The organism is Streptomyces argenteolus, from assembly GCF_042902585.1.
In the GTDB taxonomy this organism is placed as follows: domain Bacteria; phylum Actinomycetota; class Actinomycetes; order Streptomycetales; family Streptomycetaceae; genus Streptomyces; species Streptomyces argenteolus.
Genome location: NZ_JBIBEG010000007.1, coordinates 156,326 through 170,381, shown reverse-complemented (window position 1 = coordinate 170,381; position 14,056 = coordinate 156,326). Strand labels below are relative to the sequence as shown.

The following is a 14,056-nucleotide window of genomic DNA, read 5'->3' as shown; positions in this document are numbered from 1 at the left end:
TCGATGACGGAACAGACCGAGCGCCCCTACGCGGGCACCGGCCACGCGCCCACCGGCCGCCCAGCCGCCGTGCCGCGCCGCCTCGGCGAGCTCCGGATCTGGCCGCGCAGCTTCGCGGACCGGCTCTCCGCCCCGCTTCCGGGTGTCAGGGGCATGACTCGCCTGGCCAGGGAGCGCGCCCTGCGGCCCAACGCCGAAGGGCTGCGGGGGATCCACCGGCTGCCCTACGCCCCCCAGGCGCTGCCCGAGGTGGACGCGGACACGACAGCCGTCACCTGGGCCGGTCACGCGAGCTGGGTCGTCCGCATCGGTGGCCTCACGGTCCTCACCGACCCGGTCTGGTCGCGCCGCATCCTCGGTACCCCCGCCCGGATCACCCCGGTCGGTGTCCGCTGGGAGGAGCTGCCGCGCATCGACGCGGTCCTGATCAGCCACAACCACTACGACCATCTCGACGCGCCCACGCTCCGCAGGCTTCCCAGGGACACCCCGCTGCTCGTCCCCGCCGGGCTCGGCCGCTGGTGCCGGCGCCGCCGTTTCACCTGCGTCACCGAGCTCGACTGGTGGGAATCGGTGGAGCTGGGAGGGGTCCGGTTCGACTTCGTGCCCTCCCACCACTGGTCCAAGCGGACCCTCCTGGACACCTGCCGGTCGCTCTGGGGCGGCTGGGTGCTCGGCGCCCCGAGCGGGCGGCGGATCTACTTCGCGGGGGACACCGGCTACGGCCACTGGTTCGAGGAGATCGGCCGCCGCCACCCCGGCCTGGACCTGGCCATGCTGCCGATCGGGGCGTACGAACCGCGCTGGTGGCTCTCGGACGTGCACACCGACCCCGAAGAGGCCGTACAGGCGTTCGAGGATCTGGGTGCGCGCGCGATGGCGCCCATGCACTGGGCGACGTTCCTGCTCTCCGCGGAACCCGTGCTCGAACCCCTCACCCGGCTCCGCACGGCCTGGCAGCGGGCCGGGCACTCCCGCGCCGACCTCTGGGACCTGCCGGTCGGCGGTTCGCGGGTCCTGGAAGCCTGACCGGTGTCCGGCCGGTGCCCCGCCCCCTCAGCCGGCCAGGCGCGCCCGCAGCCGCCGCCACACCGCGGGTGTCCCACTGATCAGCAACGTCAGGACGACCGCGGCGAGCACACCCTGCCACGGCTCGGGGAAGAGCGAACCGCCCAGGATCCCGATCAGCTGATACGTCGCCGCCCAGGCCAGGCACGCGGGCACGTCGCCCCGGGCGAACTGCCGCAACGGCATCCCGCCGAGCAGACAGGCCAGCATCACGGGTATCCGTCCGGCGGGTACCAGCCGGGACAGCACGAGCACCACCGTGCCGTGCTCCTCCAGCTTCTGCTGCGCCTGGTCCAGCCGCTCGGGAGCAGCCCGGCTGCTGATCGCCTCCAGCCACCGCGAGCCGTTCTTCGACCCCACCCCGCGCTGCCCCAGCCAGTACAGGCACATGTCCCCGAGGAAGGCCGCACCCGACGCCACGGCGAACACCACGAGCAGGGCGAACGGTGAGGTCTGGTGGGACGCCACCACGGCCGCCGAACTCACCAGCGCGCCCGTGGGCACCACAGGCACCAGCGATCCCAGCGCCACCAGCAAGAACAGCGACGGATAACCGGCCGCCTGCTGCGTCGACTCCGTCGGGAGCTGCCGCAGCACTTCCTCGATCACCTACGGGCCTCCGGCCTCACATGCTCTCCGTGCCCCAGCCGGTGCACCGACACCCCGGGCGCCAGCCTCGCCGCGTGCCGCACGAACTCGTCACCCGGCGAGTGGAACTCGTGCGGCCGGATCCCGTCCATGCCGATGGGCCAGTACGTGCCGTAGTGCACCGGCACCGCGGACCGAGGCTCCAGCAGGGTCAGCACCTGCGCGGCGCGCGTCGCGTCGAGATGGTGGTGGCCCAGGTACGGGCCCCAGCCGCCGACCGGCAGCAGCGCCACGTCGACCGTCCCCACCGCCTCGGCCATCCCGTCGAACAGCCCGGTGTCCCCGGCGAAATACGTCCGCGCCTCGCCCTCGACCACATAGCCCAGGGCCGGCGCGCGGTGCGGGCCGACCGGCAGCCGTCGCCCGTCGTGCGAGGCCGGGACCGCGCGGACCAGGAGCTCACCAACCCGCACCACGTCACCCGGGCCGACCTCGGTGATCCGCAGCCCGCGCGCCCGGCGCAGCAGCCGGAGACCCGGGACGGCCCCGACCGCCCCCCGGGGGACGACGAGCAGGCTGCCGCGGGCCAGCCGGGCCAGGGAGGGGAGGTGCAGGTGGTCGGAGTGCAGATGCGAGATCAGCACCACGTCGGCGACGGCGGCCTCGGGGGGCGGAAGCTCGCCCCGCCGGCGGCGCAGATGCGCGAAGCGGCGTACGAACAGCGGATCGGTCAGGACCCGGACGCCGGTGTCCTCGATCGTGCAGGTGGCATGACCCCACCAGGTGACCTCCACCGCCCTGCCTCCTCCTCCGCGCCCCCGTCGGCCTCGTACGCGTACGAGGGTATGCGGTCCGCGCCCCTCCCACGCCGGAGTGCTCCTTTCCGCCCTCCCCGGTACGGTCACGCAGGGCTACGGAGAGGCACACCGGAGGTAGGGTCGTCGCCAGCATCCGAGTGCGGGGGGAGCGGTTCATGGGGGACGGCGTCGCGGACGTACGGGTGGCGGCCATCGCCAGTCTCACACCGCTGGAGGAGCTCGACGGCGATCCCTTCCTCGTCGACACCCGCGGCCAGCAGGCCATGTGCGCCCGGTGGGCCGCCGACCGGGGATACGTCGTCACCCGCCAGCTGCGCGTCTACGGCCTGCGTCCCGACCACCACGCTCTGTGGGCGGGCTCCGAGAGCGGGCAGGTCGAGCTGTTCGTGGCTCCCAACGACCGGGTCCTCGCCCGGGCGGTCGTCTCCGTGCCGGACTTCGCCGCGGAGTGCGAGCGGCGCGGCGTACGGCTGGAGTACGCCGGGCTGGAGGAGCCCGTCTACACCGCCCGCGCCAAGGCGAGCGTCCACCGCAGACTCTCCATGCCGACCGCCGGGTACGACGGCTGCTGACGCGGAGCCGGCAGCCGGGTCCCCGAAGGATCCCGAAAAGGCTGTGACAGGCTTGACGCGGGTCCACGACGAACGACGGGCCCGGACGTGAGGTGGAACGGCGTGAGTGACGGGCGATGGCGTACGGCGGGCGGAACGCTGGTACGCGTGGTCTCGGTGTGGGCCGTCTCCACGCTCACCATGCTGGCCCTCGCGGGCATCCTGCCCGACTTCCGCCTCCAGTCCGACGACGGCGACACCGTCACCAGGACCGCCTTCACCGCGGCGTGGGGCGCGGGTGCCTTCGGTCTGCTCTCGGCCCTGGTGTGGCCCGTCCTCGTGAGGGCCCTGCTCATCGTGCCCGCCCTGGTGCTGGGCGCCCTGGTCTTCTTCCTCAACGGCTCACTGCTGCTGATCGCCCTGCGGCTCATCCCGGACGGACGCGGGGACGCCAACCCGGAGACGGCCGTGGTCGTCGCCGCCGTCATGTCCGCCGTGGCCTCCGCGGTGTCCACCGCTCTCGCGGTCCGCGACGACGACGCCTACCGGCGCAGACTCTCCCGCCTGGCCGACCGGCGCCGCAGACGCGGCGGCACACCCGGCACGCCGGACGGCGGACGGGGCGGTCCGCCCGGCATCGTCTTCCTCCAGCTCGACGGAGTGGGCCACGATGTACTCGCCGAGGCCGCGGCCGGCGGGATCATGCCGACCGTGGCCTCGCTGCTCGACGACGAGGCGGGGCACCGGCTCACCCCGTGGACGACCGACTGGTCGAGCCAGACGGGCGCCAGCCAGCTCGGCATCCTGCACGGCAGCAACCACGACGTGCCCGCCTTCCGCTGGTTCGAGAAGGAGACAGGCACCCTCATGGTCTCCAGCAGGCCGGCGAGCGCCCTCGAACTGCAGCGCAGGGCCATCGCCCGCACCCGCGACGGAGGACTGCTGACCGTCGACGGCGCGAGCCGGGGCAACCTCTTCAGCGGCGGCGCGGACCAGCTGGCCCTGGTCCTGTCGATGGCCGCCAGGCGAGGCAAGGGCCGCCGTTCACGCGCCGGCTACTTCGCCTACTTCTCCGACCCGGCCAACGCCGTGCGTACGGCACTCTCCTTCGTCGCCGAGGTGGTCCGCGAGATCGGCCAGTCCACGCGTGCCCGGCTGCGCAAGGAGACCCCCCGGGTCAAGCGCGGCGGGCTGTACCCCTTCATCCGCGCGTTCGCGACCGTCGTGGAGCGCGACGTCGTGGTGGCCGCGGTGATCGGCGACATGTTCGCGGGACGCACGGCGGTCTACGCCGATCTCGTCGCCTACGACGAGGTCGCCCACCACTCCGGACCGCACAGCAGGGACGCGGAGAAGGTCCTGACCAGGCTCGACCGCTCGCTGGGCCTGATCTTGAAGATCGCGGAACACACTCCCCGCGACTACCGGGTCGTGCTGCTGTCCGACCACGGCCAGAGCCCCGGGGAGACGTTCGCGGGACGCTACGGCCTCACGCTCAAGGACCTCGTACGGGCCGGCTGCGGGCTGCCCGTCCCCCGCAGGGCCCAGCGCACCCGCAGCGCGTCGGAGGCACGCGACGCCGTGCGCATCGCGTTGCACAGGCCCGTGGACGGCGAACAGGAGGCGGAGCACCCGGACAAGCCGTCCGACCCCGTCGTGCTGGCCTCCGGAAACCTCGGGCTCCTGTCGTTCCCCGACATCGAGGGCCGGGCCACGCGCGAGCAGCTGGACCGCCGTCACCCCGCACTGCTCAGCACGCTCGCGGCCCATCCCGGGATAGGTTTCCTGCTCGTACGGAGCCAGAAGCACGGATCGGTGGTGCTGGGCCGGGACGGCGCCGAGGTCCCCGTCGCGGAGCTCAGGGACGGGCAGGGCCCGATCGCCGTCTTCGGTGCGGGCGCGGCGGACGCGGTGCGGCGCACCGACACCTTCCCGCACGTGGCGGACGTCATGGTCAACTCCATGTACGACCCGGAGTCCGGACACGTACACGCCTTCGAGGAACAGATCGGCTCGCACGGGGGGCTCGGCGGCCGGCAGTCCCGGCCGTTCCTGCTCTGGCCGCGCACGCTGGCGGACCCGCTGGACGCCGTCGCGGCGGACGCTCCCGGCGGGGAGGCGGGGGCGGGGCTGGTGGGAGCGGAGGAGGTGCACCGGGTGCTCGCCCGCTGGCTCCGGGAGCTCTCGGGGCCGCAGGTGCCGCTCCTGCAGGAAGGGCTCGCGGGAGCGGCCCTGGTGGACGAATCCGTTCCGGAGGCCGCTTCGGTGAGGGAGGGGGCGACCACCGTGACCCGCCCGGTCCTGGACGAGCCGGTGCCGGACGGGCGGGTCCTGGACCGTCCCGTTCCGGAGGAGGCCGTGCCGGACCCGGGCGACGCGGTGCCCGGCGCACGCGGCTGACGGATCAGGCGGACTCGCGCCGTACCAGTGTCGGATGGAAGACCACCGACGGCGCGGGCACACCGGGCCGGCCGATCTGCTTCAGCAGGAGCCGGGCCATCTCGGCCGCCATCTCCTCCACCGGCTGACGCACGGTCGTGAGGGGCGGATCGCAGGCCACCGCGGCGTTGCTGTCGTCGAAGCCCACCACCGCGACATCGCCGGGCACGTCCCTGCCCGCCCGTAGCAGTACCGGCAGGGCACCCAGCGCCATCAGGTCCGAGGCGATGAACACCGCGTCCAGGTCGGGCCGCTCGCTCAGCAGTCTGCGCATCGCCGAAGCTCCTCCCGCGTGGGTGAAGCCCCCTTCGGCGGTGACCACGTCCCCGATGCCGTGCTGTTCCAGCGCCTCCAGGAAGCCGGTCAGCCGCACCTGCCCGGCGGGCATGTCCTGCGGGCCGGCGATCGTCCCGACGCGCCGTCGGCCCAGGGCCGCCAGATGGTCGGCCGCCATCTGGGCCCCGGCCCGCTGGTCCGCCTCGACGTAGGTCAGCGGAGAGGGCCGGCGGGGCCGGCCGGCCAGCACGGCGGGCAGCCGGGTCTCGTGCAGCAGGTCGGGCAGGGGGTCGTCGGCGTGGGAGGAGATCAGCACCACCCCGTCCACGTGTCCCTGGCGCAGATAGGACAGCAACTGGTTGCGCGACGCCTCGTCGTCGGCCAGCATCAGCACCATCTGGATCCCGGCGGGGCGCAGCACCTCCATCAGACCGCCGACCACACGCCCGAAGTGCGGGTCGGAGAACATCCGGCCGATGAACGGCTCGGCCACGGGACGGCGTTCCCGCTCGGAGACCACCAGGGCGATCGAGTCGGTCCGCCGGGTCACCAGGGAACGGGCCGCGCGGTTGGGGACGTAGCCCGTGGTGGCCACGGCCTTCTCGACGATGCGACGAAGCGCCGGATCCACCGTGGTCGCGCCGTTGATCACACGGGACACCGTGGCCCGGGAGACGCCCGCGACCGCGGCCACGTCCTCCAGGGTGGTGGGGCGTGCGGGCGGCGAGACGTCGGCAGTCATGCAGTCTTTATACCGGGTGATCCGACAGGTGTGCGGAGGGTTCCGGCACGTCAGCGGCACCGGCCGGCCGGGGCGCGGCCCGCCCGCTCGCGGCCCGTCGGTGACCCCGTCCGTCCGCGCGCCTCGGCGGACCGGGCGTTCGCCGGCACGAGCAGGCCGGTGCCGGTGGCGGCGGGGCCGGACGGGACCGGCGGCCGTACCGTCAGTGGTCGCGGTCGCGCAGCGCCGTCAGTCCGGCCAGCTGTTCCCCGCGCGCGGTCACCAGCGCCCGTGCCTGTTCCCTGGCCGCCGCACCGCCGCCCGCCGCGATCTCGGAGCGCGAGACACGCATCGAGTGCTCCAGGTGCTCGTGGATCAGCGTCACGAGCAGGCGGTCGAAGGCGGTCCCCTCGGCCGCGCGGGCGCCCGCGAGGTCGTGCGCCGTCACCATGCCGGGCATGTCGTGCCCCTCGTGCACATCGGTGCCGGGCAGCCCCATCCGGTCCCGCAGCCCGCGCAGCGCGGCCAGTTCGGAGGTTTGGGCGGCGCGCAGGCCCGCGGCCCAGGAGCGCAGACGGGGGCCCAAGGCCCTGTGGGCCGCGAGGTCCAGCAGGGCCACGGCCCCGGTGTCCATGGGGATCATCAACTGGACCCAGGCGGTGTCGGTGGGGTCGGCGGAGGGGGAGAGGGGCGCCGGCGTCGTACCCGCCTGTACGGATCCCGGCCCGGACGGGGCTTCTCGCCCCTCTTCCCCGGCGCAACCGGTCAGCAGGGTGAGCAGGAGAAGTGCCGTGGGGAGGCGACGAGGTGCCATGGTGGGTGATTCCTTGCACCGGGGCGCCCGCCCGGCCGGGCCGGACGGGCGCCGTTGGACAGGGAGATGACGTCACGTCAGGGAGTGCCGTCGGCGCCGCACTTGATGATGGCGTTGATGCAGTCGCGAACCCGCTGGGCCAGCTCCGCCTCGGGCCACACGTTGAAGAAGTCGCCGTGCATCGTGTAGCCGCGCCCGGAGGCGAGACGGAAGCGGGCCGGGTCGCCGTTGACCGGATAGCGCAGTACCTGGCGCAGCTTGGGAACCGGGACCGGGTGGGTCGACGGGCAGGCGCCGCCCACCGGGTAGGCCATGTGGCTCTTGTGGTCGGCCGAGTCCAGGTCCTTGCCGTTCCAGCACTGCGGGAAGTCCAGATAGCTCTCCATCATCGAGCCCGCGGGGCAGGTGACGAAGTCGTGGGACGGATCGACCTCGCCGTGGTGGAGGCACGACCAGCGGGAGATGGTGTTGTCGCCGGGGCCGGTGGCCTTCGCGTTGCCCGCCACGATCCGCAGGCCCCGGGGGAACGGCCGGATCGTACGGATGATGTCGTCGCGCACGCCCTCGCCGAGGTAGTAGAACGTGGTGCCGGTCGGCTCCACCTCCCGGTCGCCGTCGTACAGGGTCGGGACCCAGTAGGCGGAGAGGTCGGAGGCCGGCGCGCAGGTGGTGCCGGCCCTCTCCAGCGACGCGAGGTCCGAGTGCGCGTCGGTGGAGTCGTTCCCGAAGAAGCTGTGCATGTGCGAGGCGCCGGGCAGATGGGGCAGCACGATCGGGTCGTCGGGCGCCCGGTGCGTGTAGGGGCATTCGGCGAGGAATTCGGCCACCCGGACCACGTCGGCGGCCTCGGGCCGGCCCGTCGCGGCGCGGTCGCCCACCGCGTTGCCCGCGGAGGCCTGGACGAGGGACAGGGCGAGTGCGGCGGCGGCGAGCCCCGCGATGCGGTAGCGCCACGGCGGCAGGGATCTGCGCCCGCCGTGTCCGGTCGTGCGTCGTCTGAGGAAGAGCACGGCACTCCTGTTCTGAGGAAGTGGGGTTCCTTCGGCCGGGAGCCCGGCCGGAGTGAGAGAGCGCTCTCTTCGAGAACGTAGAAGCGTGACGGAAGCATGTCAAGACCGTGCGCAATACCGTCAATTACCTGCTGAATGAACAGAGTTGAAGTCGTGAGGAGGGAGGGGAGCGCTCTCCTTGGCGTGCTGTCACCCCGCGCCGGAGGGCATTGTCAGTGCCGGACGGCAGGATGGTGGTCATGACGACGAACTCAGTTGGCGTCCTCGCCGACACCGCCGCCTACGCGGCTGCCGTGGAAGAGGCGAAGCGTGCCGCCGCCGCGTACTACACCGCAGGTGAGAGTGCGCTCGACGACGACGCCTACGACCGTCTGGTGCGCGGTATCGCGGCCTACGAGGAGGAGCATCCGCAGGAGGTGCTGGACGCCTCGCCCACCGGGAAGGTCGCGGGAGGGGCGGCGACGGGGGACGTGCCGCACACCGTCCCGATGCTCTCGCTGGACAACGTCTTCTCCGCCGAGCAGTTCGTCACCTGGACCGCCTCCGTGGAGCGGCGGATCGGCAGACCGGTCGCCGCGTGGAGCGTCGAGCCCAAGCTCGACGGTCTCGCCGTGGCGGCGCGCTACCGCCGGGGCCGGCTGGAGCAGCTCATCACCCGTGGGGACGGGACGGCGGGGGAGGACGTCTCGCACGCCATCGGCACGGTTCTCGGGCTGCCGGATCGGCTCGGCGCGCCCGAGACCCTCGAGGTGCGCGGCGAGATCCTCATGACCGACGCCCAGTTCGAGCAGGCCAACACGGTGCGCACGGCGCACGGCGCCGCTCCCTTCGCCAATCCCCGCAACGGCGCGGCGGGCACGCTGCGGGCCAAGGACCGTCCGTACCGGGTGGAGATGACCTTCTTCGCCTACGGCGCCCTCGCGCTGCCCGATTCCGGCGAGCTGGCGGAGAAGCTGGCCGAACTCCCGCACAGCGAGGTTCTGGAGCTCGTCGCCGGGCTCGGTGTGCACACCGCCGCGGACACGGCGGTCGCTCCCCGCGTGGTCACCACGGCGGAGGACGTGCAGGCCGGGGTGGAGGGCATCGCGGCCCTGCGCGCCTCACTGCCGTTCGGGATAGACGGCATCGTGATCAAGGCGGATCTCGCAGCCGACCAGCGTGACGCGGGCTCCGGGACGCGGGCTCCGCGCTGGGCCATCGCCTACAAACTCCCGGCGGTGGAGAAGGTCACCCGGCTGCTCGCCGTCGAATGGAACGTCGGCAGGACCGGCATCATCGCGCCGCGCGCCGTCCTGGAGCCCGTCGAGATCGACGGATCCACGGTCAGCTACGCCACGCTCCACAACCCGGCCGACATCACCCGCCGTGATCTGCGCCTGGGCGACCACGTGATGGTCTACAAGGCGGGCGACATCATCCCCCGCATCGAGGCACCGGTCGCCCATCTGCGGACCGGTGAGGAGAAGCCGGTCGAATTCCCCGAGGTCTGCCCCCGGTGCGGGTCGGAGATCGACACGAGCGAGCAGCGCTGGCGCTGCACGCGGGGCCGTGACTGCCGGGTGGTCGCCTCCGTCTCGTACGCCGCCGGACGCGATCAGCTCGACATCGAGGGTCTCGGCGCGACCAGGGTCGTCCAGCTGGTCGACGCCGGACTCGTGCAGGACTTCGCCGACCTCTTCACGCTGGAGCGGGAGCAACTGCTCTCCCTGGAGCGGATGGGGGAGACCTCCACCGACAATCTGCTGGCGGCCATCGACACGGCCAGGACCCGGCCGCTGTCCCGCGTGTTCTGCGCCCTCGGAGTGCGGGGCACCGGCCGCTCGATGTCCCGGCGGATCGCCCGCTACTTCGCCTCGATGGACCGGATCGTCGCCGCCGACGCCGAGAGCCTCCAGCGGGTCGACGGCATAGGCAAGGAGAAGGCCGCGGCCGTCGTCAAGGAACTGGAGGAGCTCGCGCCCCTGATCGGCAAGCTCGTCGCCGCCGGGGTCACCATGACCGAGCCCGGCGCGACTCCGCCCCCGGAGCCCGGCGCCGAACCGGAGGGCGGGACCGGGGGCGAAGAGGCGGAAGGGCTGCCTCTCGGCGGCATGACCGTCGTGGTCACCGGTGCCATGACGGGCGTACTGGAGAAGCTCTCCCGCAACCAGATGAACGAGCTGATCGAGCGGGCCGGGGGCAAGTCCTCCTCCAGCGTCTCCAAGCGCACGAGCCTGCTGGTCGCGGGGGAGAAGGCGGGATCCAAGCGTGCCAAGGCGGAGGAACTGGAGATCAGGATCGCCGGACCCGAGGAGTTCGCCGAGCTGGTGAAAGCCTATCTGCCTGCCTGAGAAGTGACCTGAGGAGTGAAGGGGGCAGGCGGGGCACGCCCTTCGGATCGTTGCGACAGTGGCGTTTCCAGACCGTGTATTGCATAGTGAGGGTTCGGTCGCGCCTCACTGTCGGGGGATCGGCCTGTTGATACGTGATGAACGGCCGTCGCGACGGGCCGGAGGGCGAGGAGCGATGCGTTCTCCGCGGGACGGGCAGCGGCCGGGCCGTCCGTGCGTCCCGCGTGGCGCGGTGCGCTTCCCGCGCTCCGGGCAGTCGTTCCGGCCTCCGGCCGTCCCGCGCGGGCGGCGCGAGACGCCGGCGCCGATGCTCGCCGCACTCCTCCTCGCGCTGCTCACCGTCTTCGGGGGCACGGCCCCCGCGGCGGCGCTCGCCCCGTCGGTTCCGTCCGTCACCACGCACCTCTTCGACCGGACCGCACCGCTCGACGGGCCGCACGCCGATGCCCTGACCGAGCCCGGCCGGTGGGCGGAGGCCGCGCCCCTTCCCGGACCGCGTGCGGGCATCGACCGTCCCCACGCCCCGCACCTTGTTCCACCGCCCGGTCACGGCGCCCTGCCGCCGCGCCCGCCGGGTCTGATCGTTCCCCGCGGTCCCGCACCGGCACGGGCGGGAGCCGCGCATGCGGTGTCCGGCCGGGTCGACGCGACGCTGCCCGGCGTGCGCGGCCCTCCTGGGACGACGGCCGGTCAGCCGGCCTGCCACCGGTCCTGTTCCACAGACCAGTCGTCCTCCTCGGCCGCGACGAGCCCAGGACGGCCTCGCTGAGACCTGGCGTCCACGCCGGGCACGGGCCCGTGCCGACGCAGGCGCCCTCGCCGAGCCCGGGCGTCCACGCCGACGCGGGCGCAGGTGCCGCGGCGCGCCGTTCCAGCTGAGCTCGGGCCTTGCCGGCCGGGCCCGGGCCGTGTGCTGCCGCGTCCGGACCCTGCCGGTCGCGCCCAGCCCGGACCCGCGCCGGGGCCGTCTCCGTGTGGCCCGCGGCAGGGGTCCGCACGGCCGGAGGCCTGTCCTTCCGGCGGGCCGGGCCTGCCTTCGCGGTCGAGGCCGGGGCGGACGACGCCCACGCAAGGGGATCCCATGACTCGCGCCACCACGGTGCGAGCGGTTCTGGCTGCCGCCGTTCTGCTCGTCTCCGTGTTCATCACCCTGACCATGTCACCCAGACTCGGCCTCGACCTCCAGGGCGGCACCCGCATGGTGCTCCAGGCCAAGGACTCCGGCACCGCGAAGGCGGACCGGGAGAGCACCGATCGCACCATGGAGGTACTGCGCCAGCGCATCGATTCACTCGGAGTCTCCGAACCGGTCCTGACCCGCTCGGGCGAGGACCGGATCATCGTCGAACTGCCCGACGTCCAGGACCCGCGCCAGGCGGCCGAGGTCATCGGCAGGACCGCCCAGCTCGGCTTCCATCCGGTCCAGGAGGCCGGTACCGGTACCGACGGTGACCGCACCCTGCCCGACGAACAGGGCACTCCTCTCGCCCTCGGTCCGGAGCGTCTCTCCGGCGCCGGGGTCAAGGACGCCACCGCACAGTTCGACGCCCAGCAGGGCGCCGGCTGGTCCGTCGCCCTCGACTTCCACAAGGACGCGGGCGCGGAGTGGAAGCGCCTCACCGCGGACGCCGCGTGCCACCCGGCCGGGGACCAGAAGCGCCGCGTCGCGATCGTCCTCGACGACAAGGTCATCTCCTCTCCGCAGGTCGATCCCTCGGTCGGCTGCGAGATCGGACTGCCTTCCGGCTCCACCCAGATCACCGGCTCCTTCAGCGCCGACGAGGCACGCGATCTCGCTCTGCTCATCAAGGGCGGCGCACTCCCCGTGCCCGTCGAGATCGTCGAGCAGCGGACCGTCGGTCCGACGCTGGGCGCCGCCGCCATCGACGCGAGTGCCCGTGCCGCACTCATCGGCGCGGCGGCCACCGCCCTCTTCATCACCTTCGTGTACCGGCTCTTCGGCGCGCTCGCCGCCCTCGCTCTGGCGGCGTACGGCCTGATCTCCTACGCCGCGCTGGTGGCCCTCGGTGTCACGCTGACCCTGCCGGGGCTCGCCGGATTCGTCCTCGCGATCGGCATGGCGGTCGATGCCAACGTCCTCGTCTTCGAACGCGCCCGGGAGGAGTACGCGGGCCGGCGGAGCCGCTCGCTGCGCTCCTCGCTGACGGCCGGATTCCGTAACGCGTGGAGCGCCGTCGCCGACTCCAACGTCACCACCCTGATCGCCGCGGCCCTGCTCTTCTTCCTGGGGTCCGGGCCGGTCAAGGGCTTCGGGGTCACCCTCGCCATCGGTGTCCTGGCCTCGATGTTCTCCGCCCTCGTCATCGCCCGCGCGCTCACCGAGTTCGCGGCGGGCTCGCGGTTCGTCAGCGACTACCGCGGCATCAACGGGATCGCCCGCCCGGGCCGGGTCCGCACCTGGCTGAACGCGCGGGACCCCCAGCTGTTCCGGGCTCCGCGGCGCTGGCTGGGAGTGTCCGCCGCCCTCGTGCTCGTCGCCGTGACGGGCATCCTCGTGCGCGGTGTGGACCTCGGCGTCGAGTTCACCGGCGGACGGCTCGTCGAGTACTCCACCAGCCGTCCCGTCGACGTCGAGACCGCCCGTGACACGATCGCCGCCGCCGGGTTCGAGGGCGCCGAGGTCACCACGGCGGACGACCACGACCTCTCCGTACGCACCGGCAAGCTCGACAACGCGGGGGAACACACCCTGCGCACGGCCCTGGCCGAGGTGGGCGGCGAGACCACCAAGGTGCGGGACGAACTGATCGGGCCCAGCCTCGGCGACGAACTGCGGCGCAACGCGCTCATCGCGCTGGGGGTCGCCGTGTTCGTGCAACTGGCCTATCTCGCGGTCCGGTTCCGGTGGACGTTCGCCGTCGCCTCCGTGGGGGCGCTGGTCCACGACGTCGTCATCCTGGTCGGCGCCTTCGCCTGGCTCGGCCGTCCCGTCGACGGAATCTTCCTCGCCGCGCTGCTCACCGTCATCGGCTACTCCGTGAACGACTCGGTCGTGGTCTTCGACCGGGTGCGGGAGCTGTGGGCGAAGAACCGTCGCACGCCGATCGCCGAGGTGGCCAACCGCGCGGTGCTGCAGACCGTTCCCCGTACCGTCAACACGGGGATGGGCGCCCTGTTCATCCTGGCCGCCCTCGCGGTGCTGGGCGGGGACTCGCTCGCGGACTTCGCGCTCGCCCTGCTGATCGGCATCTGCGTGGGCACGTACTCCTCGGTCATGACGGCCGTTCCGGGCGCGCTTCTCCTGGAGCGGAGCAGCAAGGCCCCGCCGCCGGCCAGGAAGCGCGCACCGAAACGCGGGGTGCCGGCCGGCCGGGCACGCCGCCGGGATCCCTCCGACAACGGGGCACGTGTGTAGGGCCGTAGGGATCGCGCCGGGCGGGCCGTGTGAGGTCCCGCCCGGCGCGTACCGGCGGTGCGCGT

At 73.0% G+C, this 14,056-nt stretch carries 11 protein-coding genes; 6 read left to right on the top strand and 5 right to left on the bottom strand.

Features of this window, described 5'->3' with window-relative positions; all coding sequences use genetic code 11:
- Positions 1–3 precede the first annotated feature (3 nt).
- Entirely contained in the window at positions 4–1,029 is a 1,026-nt protein-coding gene (locus ACFY8O_RS24345) for an MBL fold metallo-hydrolase (RefSeq protein WP_145810549.1), read from the top strand.
- 27 nt (positions 1,030–1,056) lie between these two features.
- Here ACFY8O_RS24345 and ACFY8O_RS24340 read toward each other — a convergent pair whose 3' ends face one another.
- The gene (locus tag ACFY8O_RS24340) at positions 1,057–1,677 is read right to left on the bottom strand and encodes a DedA family protein (protein ID WP_145810551.1); all 621 of its coding nucleotides are present in this window, start codon (positions 1,675–1,677) and stop codon (positions 1,057–1,059) included.
- Positions 1,674–2,450 carry an MBL fold metallo-hydrolase gene (locus tag ACFY8O_RS24335; protein ID WP_145810553.1) on the bottom strand — a complete coding sequence of 259 codons (777 nt, stop codon included), beginning with the start codon at positions 2,448–2,450 and terminating at the stop codon, positions 1,674–1,676. The genes ACFY8O_RS24340 and ACFY8O_RS24335 overlap by 4 nt, the downstream gene beginning before the upstream one ends.
- Positions 2,451–2,629: 179 nt before the next feature.
- Between ACFY8O_RS24335 and ACFY8O_RS24330 the strand changes: the two genes are divergently transcribed.
- Positions 2,630–3,046 carry a hypothetical protein gene (locus tag ACFY8O_RS24330; protein WP_145810555.1) on the top strand — a complete coding sequence of 139 codons (417 nt, stop codon included), beginning with the start codon at positions 2,630–2,632 and terminating at the stop codon, positions 3,044–3,046.
- A gap of 102 nt (positions 3,047–3,148) precedes the next feature.
- Positions 3,149–5,425 (top strand): alkaline phosphatase family protein, encoded by a 2,277-nt coding sequence (locus ACFY8O_RS24325; protein WP_387905671.1) that lies wholly within the window; start codon positions 3,149–3,151, stop codon positions 5,423–5,425.
- A gap of 4 nt (positions 5,426–5,429) precedes the next feature.
- Here the strand turns inward: ACFY8O_RS24325 and ACFY8O_RS24320 are convergent, their stop codons facing one another.
- From ACFY8O_RS24320 to ACFY8O_RS24310, 3 genes are all read right to left on the bottom strand, one after another.
- The gene (locus tag ACFY8O_RS24320; protein WP_387905669.1) at positions 5,430–6,482 is read right to left on the bottom strand and encodes a LacI family DNA-binding transcriptional regulator; all 1,053 of its coding nucleotides are present in this window, start codon (positions 6,480–6,482) and stop codon (positions 5,430–5,432) included.
- A 202-nt stretch (positions 6,483–6,684) separates the two neighbouring features.
- Positions 6,685–7,275, bottom strand: a complete 591-nt coding sequence (locus ACFY8O_RS24315) for a DUF305 domain-containing protein (RefSeq protein ID WP_387905666.1) — start codon at positions 7,273–7,275, stop codon at positions 6,685–6,687.
- 77 nt (positions 7,276–7,352) lie between these two features.
- Complete coding sequence (locus ACFY8O_RS24310) at positions 7,353–8,285, bottom strand: DUF1996 domain-containing protein (RefSeq protein ID WP_145810562.1); 933 nt, start codon at positions 8,283–8,285, stop codon at positions 7,353–7,355.
- Positions 8,286–8,524: 239 nt separating this feature from the next.
- Between ACFY8O_RS24310 and ligA the strand changes: the two genes are divergently transcribed.
- From ligA to secD, 3 genes are all read left to right on the top strand, one after another.
- The gene (gene ligA, locus ACFY8O_RS24305) at positions 8,525–10,615 is read left to right on the top strand and encodes an NAD-dependent DNA ligase LigA (protein ID WP_387905662.1); all 2,091 of its coding nucleotides are present in this window, start codon (positions 8,525–8,527) and stop codon (positions 10,613–10,615) included.
- Between the two features lie 175 nt (positions 10,616–10,790).
- Positions 10,791–11,384, top strand: coding sequence for a hypothetical protein (locus ACFY8O_RS24300; protein ID WP_387905660.1), 594 nt, complete (start codon positions 10,791–10,793; stop codon positions 11,382–11,384).
- A gap of 312 nt (positions 11,385–11,696) precedes the next feature.
- Entirely contained in the window at positions 11,697–13,991 is a 2,295-nt protein-coding gene (gene secD / locus ACFY8O_RS24295; RefSeq protein WP_387905657.1) for a protein translocase subunit SecD, read from the top strand.
- Positions 13,992–14,056: the final 65 nt, after the last annotated feature.

Bases quoted from the DNA above. Each gene is read 5' to 3' on its own strand.
- ACFY8O_RS24315 (WP_387905666.1), bottom strand. From the start codon at position 7,275: ATGGCACCTCGTCGCCTCCCCACGGCACTTCTCCTGCTCACCCTGCTG.
- ACFY8O_RS24345 (WP_145810549.1), top strand. From the start codon at position 4: ATGACGGAACAGACCGAGCGCCCCTACGCGGGCACCGGCCACGCGCCC.
- ACFY8O_RS24330 (WP_145810555.1), top strand. From the start codon at position 2,630: ATGGGGGACGGCGTCGCGGACGTACGGGTGGCGGCCATCGCCAGTCTC.
- ACFY8O_RS24300 (WP_387905660.1), top strand. From the start codon at position 10,791: ATGCGTTCTCCGCGGGACGGGCAGCGGCCGGGCCGTCCGTGCGTCCCG.
- secD (WP_387905657.1), top strand. From the start codon at position 11,697: ATGACTCGCGCCACCACGGTGCGAGCGGTTCTGGCTGCCGCCGTTCTG.
- ligA (WP_387905662.1), top strand. From the start codon at position 8,525: ATGACGACGAACTCAGTTGGCGTCCTCGCCGACACCGCCGCCTACGCG.
- ACFY8O_RS24320 (WP_387905669.1), bottom strand. From the start codon at position 6,482: ATGACTGCCGACGTCTCGCCGCCCGCACGCCCCACCACCCTGGAGGAC.